This is a genomic window from Methanosarcina baltica, from assembly GCF_055394095.1.
Genome location: NZ_AP042463.1, coordinates 2,371,784 through 2,388,675, shown reverse-complemented (window position 1 = coordinate 2,388,675; position 16,892 = coordinate 2,371,784). Strand labels below are relative to the sequence as shown.

13 protein-coding genes are annotated in these 16,892 nt (G+C 47.7%); 3 read left to right on the top strand and 10 right to left on the bottom strand.

Features of this window, described 5'->3' with window-relative positions:
- Positions 1 to 71: 71 nt before the first annotated feature.
- The 9 genes from ACZ5QV_RS10435 to tnpC all read right to left on the bottom strand — a co-directional run bounded on the left by ACZ5QV_RS10435 (position 72) and on the right by tnpC (position 12,702).
- Positions 72 to 1,232: an ATP-grasp domain-containing protein gene (locus ACZ5QV_RS10435; protein WP_464599759.1), complete on the bottom strand. Its 1,161-nt coding sequence runs from the start codon at positions 1,230 to 1,232 to the stop codon at positions 72 to 74.
- A gap of 21 nt (positions 1,233 to 1,253) precedes the next feature.
- Positions 1,254 to 2,336 (bottom strand): 60S ribosomal export protein NMD3, encoded by a 1,083-nt coding sequence (locus ACZ5QV_RS10430; protein ID WP_464599758.1) that lies wholly within the window; start codon positions 2,334 to 2,336, stop codon positions 1,254 to 1,256.
- 463 nt (positions 2,337 to 2,799) lie between these two features.
- The gene (gene acsC, locus ACZ5QV_RS10425) at positions 2,800 to 4,212 is read right to left on the bottom strand and encodes an acetyl-CoA decarbonylase/synthase complex subunit gamma (RefSeq protein WP_464599757.1); all 1,413 of its coding nucleotides are present in this window, start codon (positions 4,210 to 4,212) and stop codon (positions 2,800 to 2,802) included.
- 3 nt (positions 4,213 to 4,215) lie between these two features.
- Positions 4,216 to 5,529 carry a CO dehydrogenase/acetyl-CoA synthase subunit delta gene (gene cdhD, locus ACZ5QV_RS10420; RefSeq protein WP_464599756.1) on the bottom strand — a complete coding sequence of 438 codons (1,314 nt, stop codon included), beginning with the start codon at positions 5,527 to 5,529 and terminating at the stop codon, positions 4,216 to 4,218.
- A 101-nt stretch (positions 5,530 to 5,630) separates the two neighbouring features.
- On the bottom strand, positions 5,631 to 6,392 hold the full coding sequence (locus tag ACZ5QV_RS10415) for an ATP-binding protein (protein ID WP_464599755.1): 762 nt from the start codon (positions 6,390 to 6,392) through the stop codon (positions 5,631 to 5,633).
- Between the two features lie 158 nt (positions 6,393 to 6,550).
- Positions 6,551 to 7,972, bottom strand: coding sequence for a CO dehydrogenase/CO-methylating acetyl-CoA synthase complex subunit beta (gene cdhC / locus ACZ5QV_RS10410; RefSeq protein WP_464599754.1), 1,422 nt, complete (start codon positions 7,970 to 7,972; stop codon positions 6,551 to 6,553).
- 20 nt (positions 7,973 to 7,992) lie between these two features.
- Positions 7,993 to 8,505, bottom strand: a complete 513-nt coding sequence (gene cdhB, locus ACZ5QV_RS10405) for a CO dehydrogenase/acetyl-CoA synthase complex subunit epsilon (RefSeq protein WP_464599753.1) — start codon at positions 8,503 to 8,505, stop codon at positions 7,993 to 7,995.
- Between the two features lie 2 nt (positions 8,506 to 8,507).
- Positions 8,508 to 10,922, bottom strand: coding sequence for a CO dehydrogenase/acetyl-CoA synthase complex subunit alpha (gene cdhA, locus ACZ5QV_RS10400; protein ID WP_464599752.1), 2,415 nt, complete (start codon positions 10,920 to 10,922; stop codon positions 8,508 to 8,510).
- Positions 10,923 to 11,229: 307 nt separating this feature from the next.
- On the bottom strand, positions 11,230 to 12,702 hold the full coding sequence (gene tnpC, locus ACZ5QV_RS10395; protein ID WP_464599339.1) for an IS66 family transposase: 1,473 nt from the start codon (positions 12,700 to 12,702) through the stop codon (positions 11,230 to 11,232).
- Between the two features lie 1,060 nt (positions 12,703 to 13,762).
- Here tnpC and ACZ5QV_RS10390 point away from each other — a divergent pair.
- The 3 genes from ACZ5QV_RS10390 (at position 13,763) to ACZ5QV_RS10380 (ending at position 15,580) form a co-directional block, all read left to right on the top strand.
- A complete protein-coding gene (locus tag ACZ5QV_RS10390) occupies positions 13,763 to 14,398 on the top strand; it encodes a rhomboid family intramembrane serine protease (RefSeq protein WP_464599751.1) in 636 nt (211 codons plus the stop codon).
- A 3-nt stretch (positions 14,399 to 14,401) separates the two neighbouring features.
- Positions 14,402 to 14,833, top strand: a complete 432-nt coding sequence (locus tag ACZ5QV_RS10385; RefSeq protein WP_464599750.1) for a hypothetical protein — start codon at positions 14,402 to 14,404, stop codon at positions 14,831 to 14,833.
- A gap of 177 nt (positions 14,834 to 15,010) precedes the next feature.
- Positions 15,011 to 15,580: a TIGR00288 family NYN domain-containing protein gene (locus ACZ5QV_RS10380; RefSeq protein ID WP_464599749.1), complete on the top strand. Its 570-nt coding sequence runs from the start codon at positions 15,011 to 15,013 to the stop codon at positions 15,578 to 15,580.
- 322 nt (positions 15,581 to 15,902) lie between these two features.
- Here ACZ5QV_RS10380 and ACZ5QV_RS10375 read toward each other — a convergent pair whose 3' ends face one another.
- A complete protein-coding gene (locus tag ACZ5QV_RS10375) occupies positions 15,903 to 16,880 on the bottom strand; it encodes a methanogenesis marker 12 protein (protein WP_464599748.1) in 978 nt (325 codons plus the stop codon).
- Positions 16,881 to 16,892: the final 12 nt, after the last annotated feature.

Below are 16,892 nucleotides of genomic sequence, written 5' to 3'. Positions count from 1 at the left end.
CATAACATATTAAATATTACATCCAGGCTCTCATCTCTGTGAGGCCTTTTCTCTGCCTTTCGCGCGACCCTTCAGCAACCTTTTTCCATGCCGAAAGCGGCCTTTATGCGGGTCGCCCCCGCCTTTAAGGCATCCAGTGCCTCTTCTTTACTCGAAGCACCTGCAAGAATAGACGTCAGGGGGCCGTCCGGTCCGGCCACATCCCCGGCATTCGGGATGTCCACTGTGTTTTCCCTGAGGATTACCCCCATGCGTCCCCCGTCTATAAAAAGTTCACGATCCGAATAAAGGACTCCTCGGGCTGCAAACTGTTTTGCCCCGGGTTTTTCAGGAAGTTCTCCAGAAAAACAACGGACATGGGCCTCGAAAAGGTTCAGCCCGGTTGCAAGTTCCACCGTGTCCAGGCTGCCCTGAAACCTCGGGTTGAGCTCAAGCACAACCGGCCCCTTTTCCGTAAGCAGGAAGTCAACTCCGTTAGACCCAAGCAGCCCGTATTCAAGCACAAGGGCCTCGGATATGGCTTCCATTTCCTCCGCAAAAGGGGTCTCGAAAGGGGTTATGTTTCCGCAGTACGCAAAAGGGAGCCTGGAAAGCCAGGGCGTTCCTATAAGCTGCTTGTTTACGGCCACTGCCAGGGCTTCCTTTTCCGTGGAAAGCACGGAAACACTTGCGGGAATGCCCTCCAGGAATTCCTGAACTATTATGTCCTCTCCTTTAATTCCCATTTCCCCCAGTTTTTCAAGCAAAACCTGAAGTTCAGTCCGTTCCCTGGCTACCCTGTTCAGGATTCCTCCTCCCCCGAAGGTGGGTTTGACCATGACAGGAAACTCGATTGAATCCATTTCTTCGGGAGAATAGGTGCGGGGATGAGGAAGCCCAAGGGCTTTGAGCTTTTTTGCAAAGTGCGCCTTGTCCGAAGCCTCCCTCACAGCCTCCGGTCGGCTTGCGAGCACAGGGCAGGGAAAGCCCCGACATTCGAGTCCTTCCAGTCCCGAGCCAAGGACCAGTAAATCGATTTTCGGCTCCAGTGTCTCCAGGCGTTTCCGAATGAAACCCGGGGCTATCGCCTTAAACTCCTGAGGATCCTCGCACTCATAGCGTTCAGAGCTTCCTGCACATTTTTGCAGGTCGAAGTCCCGGAAAGCGTCAATCGAATGGACGGTATAACCCGCCCTTTTTGCTGAACAGACGATATTGCGGGTATCAAACCCTATTACCAGAACATTTTTCATAAATTACTCATGCTGTTTTTATTAACTTTTTGCCCCTTCCCGGTTAAAATTCGATTCAGGAAGTGCAAAAAGCCCGTAAGAAGTCTTCAGAACCTTTATCTCGCTTCCGGCTTCGGCGGTAAAAGATGCCGGTTTTCTTACGGTCACGGTCTCGTAGGTCTCAGGGTCAAGCACAAGGATTGCGTTTTCTTCTATCGAGATCAGCACCGCCTGGACCGCGTCCTCGGTCCTGGCCAGTTTTTCCGCGCCTTTGAATTCCTCGGCTTTCGCGATGAAGCGGGAACCTCCGTTTGTGAGGTCTAGCCCGTTTATCTTCTTGCTCGAACTTTTGATTTCGATAACTTTCTCCCGGAAATAGACCACGTCCCCGGGCCGGAACTCGGGCAGGCGCATGGAATATGTGATCCTGTAGACATCTTTCCCATCCTTCATCCCCACAAGGGAAGGAGACTCGGAAAAACTGCCTCCGAGTTCCGAGGAAAGCTGCCTGCAGATATGTTTGCTTGCGTTCATGGAGCCCATGTAAAAGTCCAGGCCCTCTTTGATTTCCAGCTCATGCGTGATAAAGGCCATACGGTCTCCTTTCTTTTTCATCTGCCGCACGACCTCTCCAGCAATTTCCATACTGCGCTTCTTTTCGTCTTCTGTCGGGTAACGGCCATTTGCTCTGATCTGAATGATAGCTTCAAAGTACCCGCCCGCTTCCCTGCTGCACATGTCGCAGGCTTCTCGTTTGACCCTGACCTCCGCCTCCACCTCGGATTTGGAATAGACCGGCTCTCCCATAACCGTGGCCTTCACCTCGGCCCTGACCATAAAACGATAGGGGGTAATATTTCTGGGTTCAAGGTAAAGTTCGATATTTTCAGCCATTTCATGGATGGAAAGAGCGTCTTCCACAGTCTTTAAAACCACTTCTTCAAGGGAACCCATTTTCTCCCAGTGGTTCTTACGGTAATATGCCCCGCAGCGGGAACAGATCCTCAGGTGCAGGACAAGGGGGACTTCAATAAGCTTAAAATTTTTGAAAAAGCAAGCCCTGCAGACGTTGCCGAAGAGTCTATCGCAGTCTTCTCCACATTTTGGGCATGTTATGAGATTCATTATAATCCTTTTAATCAATTTGAGTTGTTTGGTTTTATATTTTGTAGAAATAATTCAGGAAAACAAAGAACCTTCAACTATCCCCCTTCGTCTGAAGGCTCAGGTTTTTGAGCAGGGGAATCTCTAATAAATGGTTAAAAGGTCAATAGCTCCCGGAGTTTCAGATATTATAGCACCAGAGTATCTTGCTTCTATTTAAAAATAGTCTCTTTTTTTGACTTTTAGAAGCAAAGAAGATCCTCAATGAAGAAAAAATCAGCAAAAACGAGTTTCATAAAAATGGAGGAAAATATTTTCGTTTTTTCCAGAGCAGTTTCTCTTCCGGAATCTGGCGTTTAATTCCGAGCTGCAGAACCAAAGCTGTACTGGAGATCTAAAACAAAGCAGGAAATAAAAAATAACTGTCCGTGTCAATTGACACGGATGCCGTTTTTCAATTAATAATTGATTTACTTAATCAACCTTATTTTTTAGGTGGCCAGTTCTTTTCCATCCAGCCGGGGATACGGCCGGAGTCCATTGGACCTACCATGACGTTTACACCGACTGAGTCCTCAATGTCACCCTGAAGACGGGCTGAAAGACCCGGAATGATAACGGTGTTGTGGTTGACGTCCTTCTTAATGTCGAAGTCGGACTTGTCAAAGGCGTCCTTTACCTTGTCGGAGGTCAGCTGGCCCCCGGCAACGGCAGCTTCCACACCAATACCGTCGGTGTCAACTGCAAGCAACCAGCAGTCGATTCCGTTGGAGGCGATGTCGCTCTCTACCGTGTAGTAGGTAAGGGCGAAGTTGGTGGTGAAGAACACCGGGGAGTCTGCTGTTGGGGTTCCTACCTTGTACATTTTACCGTCCACGGCTACAGGGGTCCTTGGATCGGTGTAGATGGTGTCTACCAGGTGCATCTCAGGCAGAACGGCATATGGCTCCATGTTGTGGAGGATCATTATGTCGCCGTATCTGATGGTGAACATTGAAGCCATCACGGTTTCCCAATACGAGGCACTGATTGGGTCCTCGATTCCTGCCATCCAGGCTGTGAATGGAAGGGCCATGATCGGGTAGGCAATCTCGATGTCTCCATCGATTCCTGCTCTCCTGATCTTCAGGAAGTTGTTGAAGGATTTCTTCAGACCCTTGCCTACGGGGACTGTCCCTGGGTCAAGGACAATGTCCTGAATGCCTGCTTCGGCAAATGTCTTTGCGAGGGTCTTGAGGGCATCAAGATCGTCCACGGCCGAGACTACAACAGGTACATTGTACTCGAGAGCGAGTTCTCCGACTTCCTTCCAGTTGTCCTTGTTTGCGGCGTAGAGCAGTGGGTTCTTGCCCTTTGATGCTTCAAGGCCGGCTTTGAGGACAGCAGGGTTGAAGGAACAAAGGATCATGGGGAGATCTGTTGTCTCTCCTACCTTCTTGACGGCTGCGGCGAACTTTGCGGGATCACCGGAGACGGCCCTGATAGCGATACCATCAAGGAGCAGGTAGGCCCCTATATAGAACTTCCCAAAGTGTGCAATCTGGTTGACTCTCTCCACAATGGCAGCTTCATCCATGGTGTCTGCCACATCGAAGAACATCTTCGTCTTGTTGAAGAAAGTGAGCTTGTGGCGGTACAGGACATCGTCCCCACCGATCTTTGCTGCTTTCTCTCCAACTCCAATGATTACTTCACGGATTTCAGGAGCAAGGAGTTTATCGAGTTCTGCAAGCTTCTTTGCGAACTTCTTTTCCTTAACCAGGGGTGGACAATCTGCAGTCTTGCCGGATCTGTCGATCAACGTGGAAGCAAATGCCATACAGGTGGGTTGCCCACATTCTCCACAGTTGGTCTGGGGCAGGAACTTGTATGCTTGTAACGGGCTGTTTATTTTCATTGTTTACACCTCCGCTGCGATCCAGTTGGAAATGTCAACAGGCTCTTCATCGATCGAACCGAAGAGGGTCTGCGTGGCCTTCTTCAGGAAAGCAACCGATGTTGGGTGCATCATCATGAAGAGGTCGTTTCCTGCAAGGGCAAGGGACAGACCGGTGACAATCTCCCAGATTGGGCCTCTGTATTCTCTTGGTCCCCAATCGGAATCTTCCTTGAGTGGTGATCCAACCATCCAGGACTCACGGGCACCCCATGCGTTGGTGGTACCTGAGGACATTGGGAAGGTCAGTTCGTCATCACCCATAAGGGCTGCAAGTCTGATACGCTCCATGTTGGTGTAAGCGTAGTCGAGACCGTATCCGAGGGCGGCAGTGGTCGGGTCCATGATGATTCTTTCCCTGGGCACGTTGCACTGCTTCATGAGCTTCCTGTTCAGTTCCTTCTGGTTGTTCATGTCCAGCTGGGTCCAGGAAAGCACATCGTGGTCGTACTTTAATGCGGCCTCTGCGATTGTGGCATAGTCCAGGTTCAGGCTGGCAGATGCAAGGAGGCAGCGCTCGCCTTCTGCAACTTCTGCTGCTCTTGCGAGGACTTCGGGGTCCTTCTGCGGGTTCCCGGATCCACCGATTGCGATTGGCACGTCTACGGCCTGCAGCACTTCTTCTACTGTTTTGGCTGCTTCCTTGGCCGAGGTGTCCTTGATGAGAGGGTCGGTTGAAATCAGGTGGATTGTAATCATGTCGGCGTTGAACTGGTCAACGTTCTTCTTTGCCCATTCTCCGGGGCTATCCATGACTTCGTCGTAGTTCTGCTTGACAGCCTTTGCAAGGCCGATGCGCATGTCGAACACGTCAATGGTAACCTGGTTCCTGTTAGGCATCTCAGCGTCGAAGAAGAACGGAAGGGCCTTCTCGCCACCAACGGTTACTGAATTTCCACGGCTTCCACCGTCTGCGGAGGTGTTACCTATCCGGACTTCCTGGATTGGGGTTGCCCAGTCCTCCATGTTTGCAACATCGAATTTGGCTGGGATAAGATTCTTGAATTTTGGGGCTGCAAGGGCAGCTCCGGGGGCCGCAGCCATAGCGGGTCCGCCGATTCCGACAGGACATCCGAACATGCCTGCGAGTCTTGCGAAGTGCTGAGCAAGAACCGCGCTCTCCTGTCCTAATGCGGCAGCGAGCATGGGGTCAAAGCCACCTCCCATAGAACCGAGATCAATCTCGATGTCCCCTTCAATCTCAACATCTTCGAGGGCTTCTACATTCATGCCCGCAAACATGTTTGTTATTTCTGAAAGCTTCATTTTCTGTGCCATGTAAACCTCACCACTTATGTTGGTTTATGAGTGACGTTTTTTATATTCGTAAAATCAGGTTCAATCAGGTCCTGGTAGGAAGGATGCAAAAAAAACCGGGCTCATAAGCCCAGCTTCTTTGCAATATTCTCTACTTCCCTGACTGCAATTGAATCGTCCGGGAGCTCGGAGAGGGGTATTCCTCCTATATCCAGCTCCTCTACTTTCGGGTCCAGAGGGACCATGCCTATAAGGTCAAGGCCCAGATCCCCGGCAAGTTTTTCGATTTGATCCCTGTTTACATCTGTGACTTTGTTCGCAATAACGTAGACGTTCTTTACGTTCGCATCCAGTTCATCCACAAGTTCGCGAATCCGTTCAGCAGTCCGGAAGCCCCTGCGGGACGCGTCCGTAACAACGATCAGGGAATCGATGTCTCGAACGATCTTCCGGCTGAAGTGCTCAAGCCCCGCTTCCGTGTCCATGACCACGACATCATAGTTCTGGACCAGCTTATCCATGATACCCCGAAGCAGGTTGTTTACGTAACAGTAGCAACCTGCACCTTCGGGCCTGCCCATGACCAGGAGGTCATAGCCGGGCATCTCCTCGATAATCTCATAGACCTTGCTTTGTAGCAAAGACTCTTTATTCGTGTCCGGATGGTCCGGCCGTGGATTGGTTGCAACTTCTTGCAGAAACTCTTTTGCATCTCCGATTGTTTTCTTAACTTCACATCCAAGGGTCTCAGGTAAATTGGTGTCCGCATCGGCATCAACTGCCAGCAAGAACTGACCTTTTTTACAAAGGTAGCGGATCAAAAGAGCCGATACCGCTGTTTTACCTGTACCACCCTTTCCCGTTATTGCGATAATTTTTGTCACAGAATACCCCATTGTTTTTAGGACTGTTTTTGAATTGTTTCAGGACCTGGTCTATTATTTAATTTTTATCTTAAACAAAAAGACCACCTCCTCAAAAACCTGAGTCCTCAGACAAAGGTTTTGGGGAGGGGTAATTGACCAGGAACCTATTTAGTCACTCACTTCTTTGCCTTTGTTTCGCTGATGATCATTTTCCCGATGGTGATCTTGGCGTTCTTGATGGTCAACTTAATTCCGCCACCGGATCCGCCGGACATCATGGGCATTGCGGGCATCTGGAAGCTGCCTGCAGGCATCATCATTGGAGCGGCTGCTGCAACGGCTGTCTCTTCTTCTTCCTCTTCCTCTTCCTCTTCCTCTTCTTCCTCTACCCAGTTAGCGACTACGGGGTGGTTCTTCTCCTGAAGGAAAGTCTTGAGGGAGTTTATGTCCGGAGCATCTACTTCGGTCGCGATCTTGTCAATGATGTCAGCAGGGATAGCTTCGGCAATCTTTGCCTTGAATGAGGCAGGGAGCCAGACTACTCTGTTCCAGCCACCGTCGGCCTGGATGAATTTCGGGGAGTAGAAGTAGTTCACACCGATACCGAGGAAACCAACGACCTGCTTCCCACCACCGGTCTGACCGGCCATGGTTGAGAATCCGAGTCCGTTAGGGGAGTCTCCCTGGAATTCCCTGTTAATCCAGCCGATACCATCGACTTCAGGGAGGTAGAACCCTACAACTTCGAAGCAGCCACAGGAGGTGTGTGGGAACTCAAAGAAGGAGTGGAGTTTGATTCTGTCGAATTCGCCGCCTGAAAGCTTCTTGGCGATTGCGTTGACTCCGGCGTATTCACCGCTGAGTTCATCGATGACTTCACCTTTCTCAAGTTCGAACTGTGGGCCTTCTGGGTCTACCTTTGCGGCTGCGCGGCCGTCGAACCAGTTGATTGCACCACAGAGAGCAATCCTGTCAGGGGAGACCACACAAACACTGGTTGGGGCAAAGGCCTGGCAGAGAGTGCAGCCATAGAAGACGTCCACATCTTCGTCGTGGAGGTCCTTGGTCCTGGCGTCTCTGACTTTGAAGATATCTGTTGCAATGTCCATCTGCTCCTTGACAGCTGCCTCTTCGGTGTAGAAGGTGGCCTGCATCTTCTCAATGAAGGGAAGTTCGGTCTTGAAGAGCATCATGACAGCCTGGCCGAAGGACTCAAGGGAGTCAATCTTTCCAGCGGTGTCCTTGGAAATTCTCATCCAGACATCGTACCTCTGGTTCAGGTGCATGACACCCTGGCAGTAGTTTACGAAGTCGTGGACACGCCTTTCAACAACGGACTCGAGGTCAGCTTCGACCAGTTCTCCGCCGATGTTAAAGATCATTGCCCAGGGGTAGGTCTTGCCTTCTTCCATGTCCTTGATGTCAGGACCAATGATTGTGACCTGATCGTCTACAATCGCGTCCATGTCTGCTGCCCTGACGAGCTCGAGACCCATGGATTTGGGACCGCCGAGTTCAACGAACATACCGTCTTTCCTTACTCTTTCACCCTCGTACATAGGGGAAATATCAAATGGGAATTCTTGTTCTTCTGCCATTTACGTTTCGCCTCCTTAATTTATAAATTTCCTATCAATTCATCCAGGGCAGTATAGTGGTCTTCTCTGCTCAGGTTCCCGAAGGACATTGTTGCGTTCTGGATGTAGTCCCTACCGATTGAAATTGCTTTTACTTTGGAGAAGTTCTTGGTTCCGGACAGTACCTGGTTGATGTAGTACTTCTTGAATTCCAGGACGATTACTGTGTCGTAGTTGCCGTTGCCATCAAGCCCTGGCCATGCGGGGTCGGTTAAGTAGAACCCGAGCTGGTGCACATTGATGTACTTGGCATCCACGTCTTTGTCCAGGAAACCGTTGAGGGAGCTACCGGTAGCTGCGATCGGAAGGTTTGCCTTCTTTGCAATCTGAACTGCACGGTCCAGAAGTTCCGGCCTGAGGATCCCTGATCCGACAACAAGCAGAGGTCTCTTTGCCTTGGAGATCATCTTGGCTGCCATGTCAGGGTTGATCGCCTTTGAGGTGGTCACACCGTAGGTCGTGAAAAGTTTGGTGTTCTTGGTAGTGTCAACCATGTTCAGGCCTCCTTGCAGAGTCTCTTGAGGTTAGTTGGCTGTGCCGAGACATCGAACTTGATCTTGGGACCGGAAATGATTTTCTTTCTCTTCCAGTCGATTTCCCAGCCCTGCTCCTCTTCGAGTTTCTTCATGAGGGAAGCACGCTTGGCAAGAGGGATATCGGATTCGCTTCTGACGAATTTCCACCAGTCATCTGGTATTCCACCAATGTACTTGGCGTGGAGTTCCATCCAGTGGGTCAGCTTAATGGACCTACCCAAACTGTTGTCAGATGGACGGATGCAGGCCTTTGCCATCATCGGGGTTGCTTCCTGCCAGGTCTCTGCGGTTGTCAGGAGGAATTCCGGTGCTGGTGGGATTGCCATCTCTTCGCCGTTTCTGGCGTCGTAGACTTTCCACTTGGACTCATCATATGTCTTTGCGATCAGGGCTCTCCTGTACTTGGAACTGTGGGCTCCGAGCACTGCGGGGATACCATAGATGTTACATCCGGTTCCGATAGAGGAAGCCTTCTGGGAGAATGCACCCCATGCAAGGCCACAGGCACCAACACGGTTCAGGACATAATCGGCGATTTCTGCAAGGTTGCCGTCCATGGTCCTGCCACCGAAGATACCGGCGACTTTCTGAGCTGCTCCGGTAATGTGGGCGTTCGAGACACAGGAACCGATGTTAACCAGTCCACCTGAAACGAATCCACCGGGGAATCTCTCATAAAGGGTCTCGCCGTTCTCGTCCTTGTACATACCCATATCCATGGATCCGCACCCGGTACCGACAACGATGTAGTTCCTCTTAAGGAATTCTTCTGCGATGTAGTAAACACCCTTGGCGCAGTCAGAGTAGTTTGGACAACCGATGATTGCGATGATACCTGGGGTGGTACCCATGACAAGGTTCAGACCTTCCGAACGGATTTCCGCATCAGATACCTGACCTCTGCCAGCTCTCATCCAGCCTTTTTCCTCAGCGATAATCTTCTGGGAGGCTTTTTCGATGACGCTCAAGATTGGAATTTCCTTCTTACAGACCTGTTCGCAGCGGCGGCAGCCGATACATGCATCGTGGAGGTCCTCGAGGAAAGTGAAGTCTCTGTCCTTGGCATGCTTCATGGCTTCCGGAATGTCGAGCTCAATGGGGCAAGCCATATAGCAGGCACCACAGTCGGCACACTTGTCAACCCATTCCATCAACTGCTCATCGGATGCGACTTCCCTGACTCCTGCTGCTTCGCGGATCGGGTGCATTTCCTGAGCGAGTCTCACGGAGATTTCTCCGAGTTTCTCATAGTTAAGGATCACACAACCTGGAATCGCTCCAGACTTGAGTTCCTCGATGGTCGCATCGATGTCCTGTTCGTCCCTGTTGGGCAGGCCATACATGATCTTGGCGTTGGATGCAATCACAGGGATCTGGAGCTTCTGGGCTTCAGGTACGATGTCTCCACGGACACACTGTTCGTCAACAACAATGACGTCAGGCATTCCGGAGCGGATGATCTTAAGTTCCTTGGACATGGAACCGACGACCTTGGTGTATGGGGGCCTCCTGTCGGCTTCCTTATACCTGGTAAGATCGATTGCGGTACAGCAGAGCCCACCGAGTTCTACCTTGTCGGTAAGTTTGTTGTCTTCCATGTAGTCCATCATGTAGGTGACACCGGCCACATTGTGTCCGATCACACAGAGGAAGGGCTTGTCCTTGTCAATAGTCCCGATACCCATTTCAATGAGGGGAGCTTCAGGGTCAGCCTTTGGGAAGTCAAGGGCTGCAATCTGGACAATATCGGAGATTTCCATCCCCACGTGATCCAGGCTGCCGCTGAAGAGAGCTTTGGAGTCGTAATCGATCTCTGCACTTTCCTGTCCGGCGTGGATGGTTGCGAGGAGCTGCGTGAGCTGTTCTTCGGTATACTCCAGTGCAGGCCTGATTTCTCCGAGGGTTTTTGGCCGGGTTCCTGTGGTAATTGTGATGTTCGGGGTCAGGACGTCGGATTTCCCGAGGTCAAGAGGTATGTCTTCTCCATAGGTCTCGATCAGGTGGTCGAATAAATGGCGACCATGGGCTGCGTGACATGCCGTACCGGTAATCACACGGAGGAAGAATTCCCTGCCGTTGTGTCCCAGCTGGTCAATACCACAGGCACCTCTCTTGTTGTTGGAAAGGTCACATGGTCCATATGTGCAGTAGCAGCACTGATCACACATTGGAGTGATTACAGGCTCATAGCGGTCGAGTAGTTTAAAATTCCAGTCATCCCTGTAGGTTGCAAGACCAGGGAAGGGGCTTGGACCCATTAGGTGGGCTTCTTCCTCTTTGGCAGCTTCTTTGGCTGCACCTACAATATTTTCAATAGTGATCTGAACGGATTGCAGATCTTCTATAGAAAAACTCCCGGTAGTTAGTTTGCTCATCTGAGCTTTACCTCCTAAATAGATATTTGTTTATTACTTGTAACGGTAGTAAATTATAATCTGCCCGGCACATTCCTTAATGAATATTAATTATATATAATTCCGTAGATTTCCCGTTTTTTTTTATTGGGTTTAAACGACACATTTTTTTTAATAAATCGTTTTTTCCAAATATCAAAGTCCTGAATGAACGTTTTTCCCCAAATAAACGTTTTTTATGGGTTGCCAGACTGAAAATCATTTTTAAGGCTTCTACTATTTAACTAATTTGGTAACTATTCAGCCTACTGATAAAAAAAGCATAGTTTCAGCTAATGTTGCAACTATCGGATAATAGCGGCGCTCCATTGAGCGCCGCTCGAATAGCATCCATGACATTCAAGCTATTCTTTCTAATAGTGGATATGTATCCCCGAATTCTGCAGAAAGCTACCGCTCCTTCGATGCTTCGGAAAGTTCCCGAAATCTTCTGTTGTAGCTTCATCATTCTGATGTCTCGCTCTGCTTGATTATTATCAAATGGAACTCTCAGGTCATTGAGGAATTTCAGAATCCTATCCTTGTATTTTATGAACCTATCAAGGAGATTCTTTGCTTTTGTTTGTGCTGGTCTTCCTCTTTTTTTAACCTGTTTTGAGAGGTCAGGAGGTGGATTTTCTTCAATTCCCTCTTTAATTATTTTATCGTATATTTCCTCGAATGCCCTGACTTTTATTGGATCTATTGGAATTTCCATTTCTCTGCATTCGTCGGTATATTTTTTTACTTCACTCAGAAGTTCATTTACTTTTTTAGCCCATTGCTGCTCAAAATTCTCTTCAACTCCAGTGAGGTCCCTCTTAAGATGAGCATTGCAGAGAGCATGTTCACATCCATATTTGTTGTATGATGCCCAACCATCATGAACTACTACCCCCTTGTATTCTGGAAGAAAACCCAAAGCATTCATTGCCTCTGATCCTCTTTTTGGATGTACAAAATAGTATGTCCACAGACTGTTTGAAACAACATGGAGCCACCATTTTGTCCCTAAAACCCTCATTCCTGTTTCATCACAATGTACAGAATAGGCTACCCGTAGATGTTCGAAAACAGCTTTTTCGAAAGGTTCCAATTTCTGGAATAATTCCTTTTCAGCTCTTTTTATGGTAGCAGGGCTGATACGTATTCCATAAAAGTCCTCTGACAAATCACAAATCCGTTTATAAGGAATCAATTGAAAGTTCCTTAAATATACAAGAGAGGATAAAAGGCGAGGTCCATATTGAATAGGGAATTTTATAGAGTCTGGAAAAGTACCTTTGTTTATTTTCCCACAGTGAGGGCATTTCTTGGACTCAGCACGATGTTCGGTAAATATGATGTTCACAGGAGGAATATCAGCTTCTTGCCTGCGTTCACAGTCCCGAACTTCAGTATCTTCAAGATCATGACCACAATTTTCACAGCAGTGAGGGGAATGAAATATTATATGGTCAGGATCCCCAACCATTTCGAAAGTACTTCCAGAATGACCTTTTTGACCACCAGGTTTTTTCCCACTTCTTGTGCGGCTACTCTTAGGTTTAGGTTTTTCATTCACAAAAACGTCAGTAGAAGGAGGTTTACTGCTGTTTTGGCTGTTTTGATTTAGACGAGCCTCTAAAACCCTTACACGTTCCTCAAGTTCAGCAATTTGAGAAGCCTGTTTCTCTATGATAGTCTCAAGTCTCTGAATTACAGCAACGACTGCTTCAGGGCCTTCTTCATAGATTTCAAGAATCTCTTCACGTGTAAGCATGATACTGAAGAGATAGAGTTATTTTATATGCAATTTTTCCTCGAAACGAGGAAAAATTGCCTTTGTTCAAAGTATGGCTGAATAGTTACCTAATTTGTTTTTAAAGCCTTTTTCTTCAAAAAATCGTTTTTCCCAACGATTTTGATCTCTATGTTTAAGCAGAGATCGTTTCCGATGGTTGATAAATACTAATTAAGTGAACTTAACGTATCATGTCTATATAATATTTTCTAATTTGTTGTACACTGTTTCGATAGGAGAAGAGGATGGTAGATCAGGTTTCATACCAGAAAGGAATAATGCATAATAATCATTTACAAAGTTGCCCATCCCCGTCTACTGACTCTTGTTTTTTTTTAATTTGTTTTTTTATTGCATACAATATTTTTATTAAATATTATTATATGTTACGATATTCAAAATAAATGTTATTTTTTGATTTGCATAATTTAATTTCCTTTGGAATATAATAATAATCCTTATGCAATTAAAATAAACTGTAAAAATTGTGATATATATATTATTAGATACATTTTATTTTTTTATATATTAAATATAATATAATTATGCTGACCACAATTTATATATATTGGATGATTAACCCTAAAAAAGGGTCAGTAAACACTGTAAACGAATTCCAATAACTTAATTTAATATGAGATCTTTCAGCATTTTATAGTCAATATCATTATCGTTTTCTTTGTATATATCATTATGAATTATTTTCACTGTTTTTTCTACAGATTCTTCTTTTTTTTCAAATAATTGACCCAATATTTGTTAGATAGTCAAAAAAGTCCGTAATTTCCCAAAATATGGCCCATTTCATCATATTAATTAATTTAATATTGCCACAAGGTGTGCCTATTAATAAGATTTTCAAAAAGTCTGGGGGCCATTAAGCCTCACATAAGGCCTCCTGCGTGTCTAATATCTTTTTCAGGAAAGAAGCAGAATACTTCAGGTAGTTTTATACTATATTAACCGCAAAGGTAAACAGGAAAACATGTTTCAGAAAAACACCCCACATAACACATTATATATATCTGAAGGAAACCTCATGGATAAAATAAAACGTTCCGTGTCCACGAGTCCTTCAATGGCACTTATTGCCATTTGTGTACTTTCTTTCTTACTACAAATTTTCTTAAAAAATACGTCCCCATACCTGGGGGACCTTTACATCCAGACCTTTCAGTTTAATCCTGCCTACCTGCTGAGCCGGCCCTGGACACTTGTGACTTATATCTTCCTGCATAATGACTTCACTCATATCTTATTCAATATGATTGTCCTGTTCTTCTTCGGGCCTGCGATTGAGCAGAGAGCTGGGAAAAAGCAGATGCTCGGGATTTTCTTCACGGCGGGAGTGCTCTCGGCAATCGGGCATACCTTCATGAGCATTCCCCTTCTCGGGATTTTTCCCGCCCCTATCATCGGAGCGAGCGGGGCCATCTACGGGATCTTTGCGGCCCTTGCGGTGCTTGAGCCGGAACTCCGTGTCTACGTCTACTTTATCCCCATGCGGATAAAACATGCCCTTGTACTCTTTGCCCTGGTTGACTTCCTCATGCTCCATTCAATGGACATGGTGGCTCATATCGCCCACCTGAGCGGGCTTTTCGTGGGGCTCTACATGGGCTACAGGATCAAAAAAATACAGGAAAAATACTGGCAGTCCCAGAACAGGTGGTAAAGGTTGGAAAACGAGAGGTTTATCCTTCCCGGATATTTTCCCAGGCCTTCGGAAGGGGAAAAAATACCCATCCAGGTCCTGGATTTTAAGCGTGTGTACGGGGCCTGGGTCCCCGAACTTAAAACAAGCATCTACTTTGAGGTACCGAATTCGGAAGAGTCAGATCTCTCTGAAGCAGAAGGCCTGAAACGTGTAAGAGAAGTTACACTTCTCAGGGTCTATGACTGGTTAAGGGGCCGGGAAGGGGTTATTGAACTCTCGGAGGAGGAGTTTGAGAAGTTTGAAAGAATATACGATGAATTTCTCCTAAAATGTGGAGAGATCCAGTACAGCAGGAGAAAAGCAGGGAGAAAAATGGAAAACCTCTTTGAACTGAAAGAGGGGTCTTACCTGGTTAGGGAAGTAAGAAAAGGGGTATTTTCCGATAAATTATAATTTGTTTTTATATATAATATAAATATAGATATTAGACCCTAACTTGTCAACTACACGCTAAAGCCCTGAGGCTTTCTGCTGCGTTCCTGTAATATAATCATCACAAATCTGGCCAGGGGGACAGTGGGCCTTTGCGTTCCGGTTTTTTATTTATCACATTTATAGAGGATGTTATGCATGAAACCTGTAAAAAGCGGACTCGATTCAATTTCAAAGTACCTTCGTTCGAAAAAAGAAGTAGGGAGAAGGAAAATCGGACTTTTAGTGGACGGCCCGAACATTCTCAGGAAGGAGTTTGACGTAAACCTTGAAGAAATCAGAGACGTGTTGAAAGCTTACGGCAACGTCAAGATAGGGAGAGTTTTCCTGAACCAGTACGCTTCTGACAAGCTGGTCGAAGCAATTGAAAACCACGGGTTCGAGCCTATTATCTGCTCAAGTGACGTGGACGTCCGCCTTGCGGTCGAGGGTATGGAACTGGTCTACAACCCCAACATCGATACCCTGGCAATCGTAACAAGGGACGCGGACTTCAAACCTCTCCTGAACAAGGCAAACGAACACGGCAAGGAGACGATCCTCTTCGGAGTCGAACCCGGCTTTTCCACGGCCCTCAGAAATTCTGCAGATTATGTAATCCTGATGAGCAAGGACAGAATGAGCTACGACGCAGATGAAATCGTGGTTTCGGAATTTGTGGAGGAAGAAGACGAGAAAGACTCCGATGAAAATGTGGAAAAGCATTGATCACCCGAGTTGCACTTCCCGAGTTGCACTTCCCGAGTTGCGCTTCGGGATCACAGGAAATCGAAGGTTTCCTGGGAGTTGCGATGAAATCGCAACAGCACGCGGTCCGTTTCGCTCGCTGCGCGAGCTCAAGCGGACTTCAAATCCTATTTTTGCCTGCTCAAGTGGACTTCAAATCCTATTTTTGCCTGCTCAAGCGGACTAAAAAAATTAAAAAATTAGAGACTTTTGATCCCTGATCATCTTACCTCAGCGGAGACCCCTTCCTCAAAAACCTGAGCCGTTAGGCGAAGGTTTTAGGTGGGGGTAGTTGACATTATTTTCAGGTCCATTCTACTTCAAGGCCGAGGATTTCCTCTGCGCCTCCGAAGACGTCTCTGGCAATCTCGGCACAGCCTATGGCTGCATGCCATTTTCCGAGGGCTTTGCACTCCCGGCCAAGGTGTCTGTTGATTTTTTCCCGGACTCTGGAGACTTCTGCAATTGAGCCTGCAAGGAAAATATCTCCTTCTTTTCCGTAGTCCCTGAGCAGTAGTTCGAGGGAAACTATCTCCATGGCCGCGAAGAGGGCAATGGTGTCCAGGGCAAGGAGGGCTGCTTCTTCTCCTTTTTCGGCGGCGGCGAGTAGCTCGTCCCGGTCTCCGTAGGGGGTCATTTTTAAGGTCCCGGCTTCTATGAAGGCCTGGTTTGCGCTTATCAAGCCTGCGTCCACGTTCCGGATTGCCTGCAGGTCAAGGGGGCCGTGGTGCACGCCGGGGGCAAAGATGCAGGCATCGATTGCTCCGAGCACCTTTCCTGCCGCAATGGCAAGGGTAACGGTATTCGAGCTTATATCGGCCATCACGAAGTCTTCATAGCCCAGGCAGTGGATATGATAGGCAATTCCCAGTTTTTCCGGGCTTGTGAGGTGGGAAAAGACCTTCATCCTTGGATCCACGCGACTGTTGGTATGAAGCCCCGGGATTGCCACGGCCGGAATGCCCGAGTTCCGGATCGCCTCAAAGACCTTCGTGCCTCCCCCGGTCTTTTTCCCGGCTCCTTCCACACTTTGAAGCCCTCTTCCCTCCAGGGCCCGGAGGTCTTTGATACTGGAAAAACCGTCGCCCATGGAATAGGTCAGCCCGACAAGTTCAATCTTTTCCCGGGACGTTTCAAGGTTCTTTTCTAATTCCCTCAAAATTTCGGCCTCGGAAAGACTTGCGGCCTTCGTCCTTGATAACTCGAATGTCCGGACTATCTTCCCTTCAAGCAAGGCAAAACGCATTGCTGTTGTACCGTGGTCAATCCCTATAAACGCCAAGCAGACTCACTT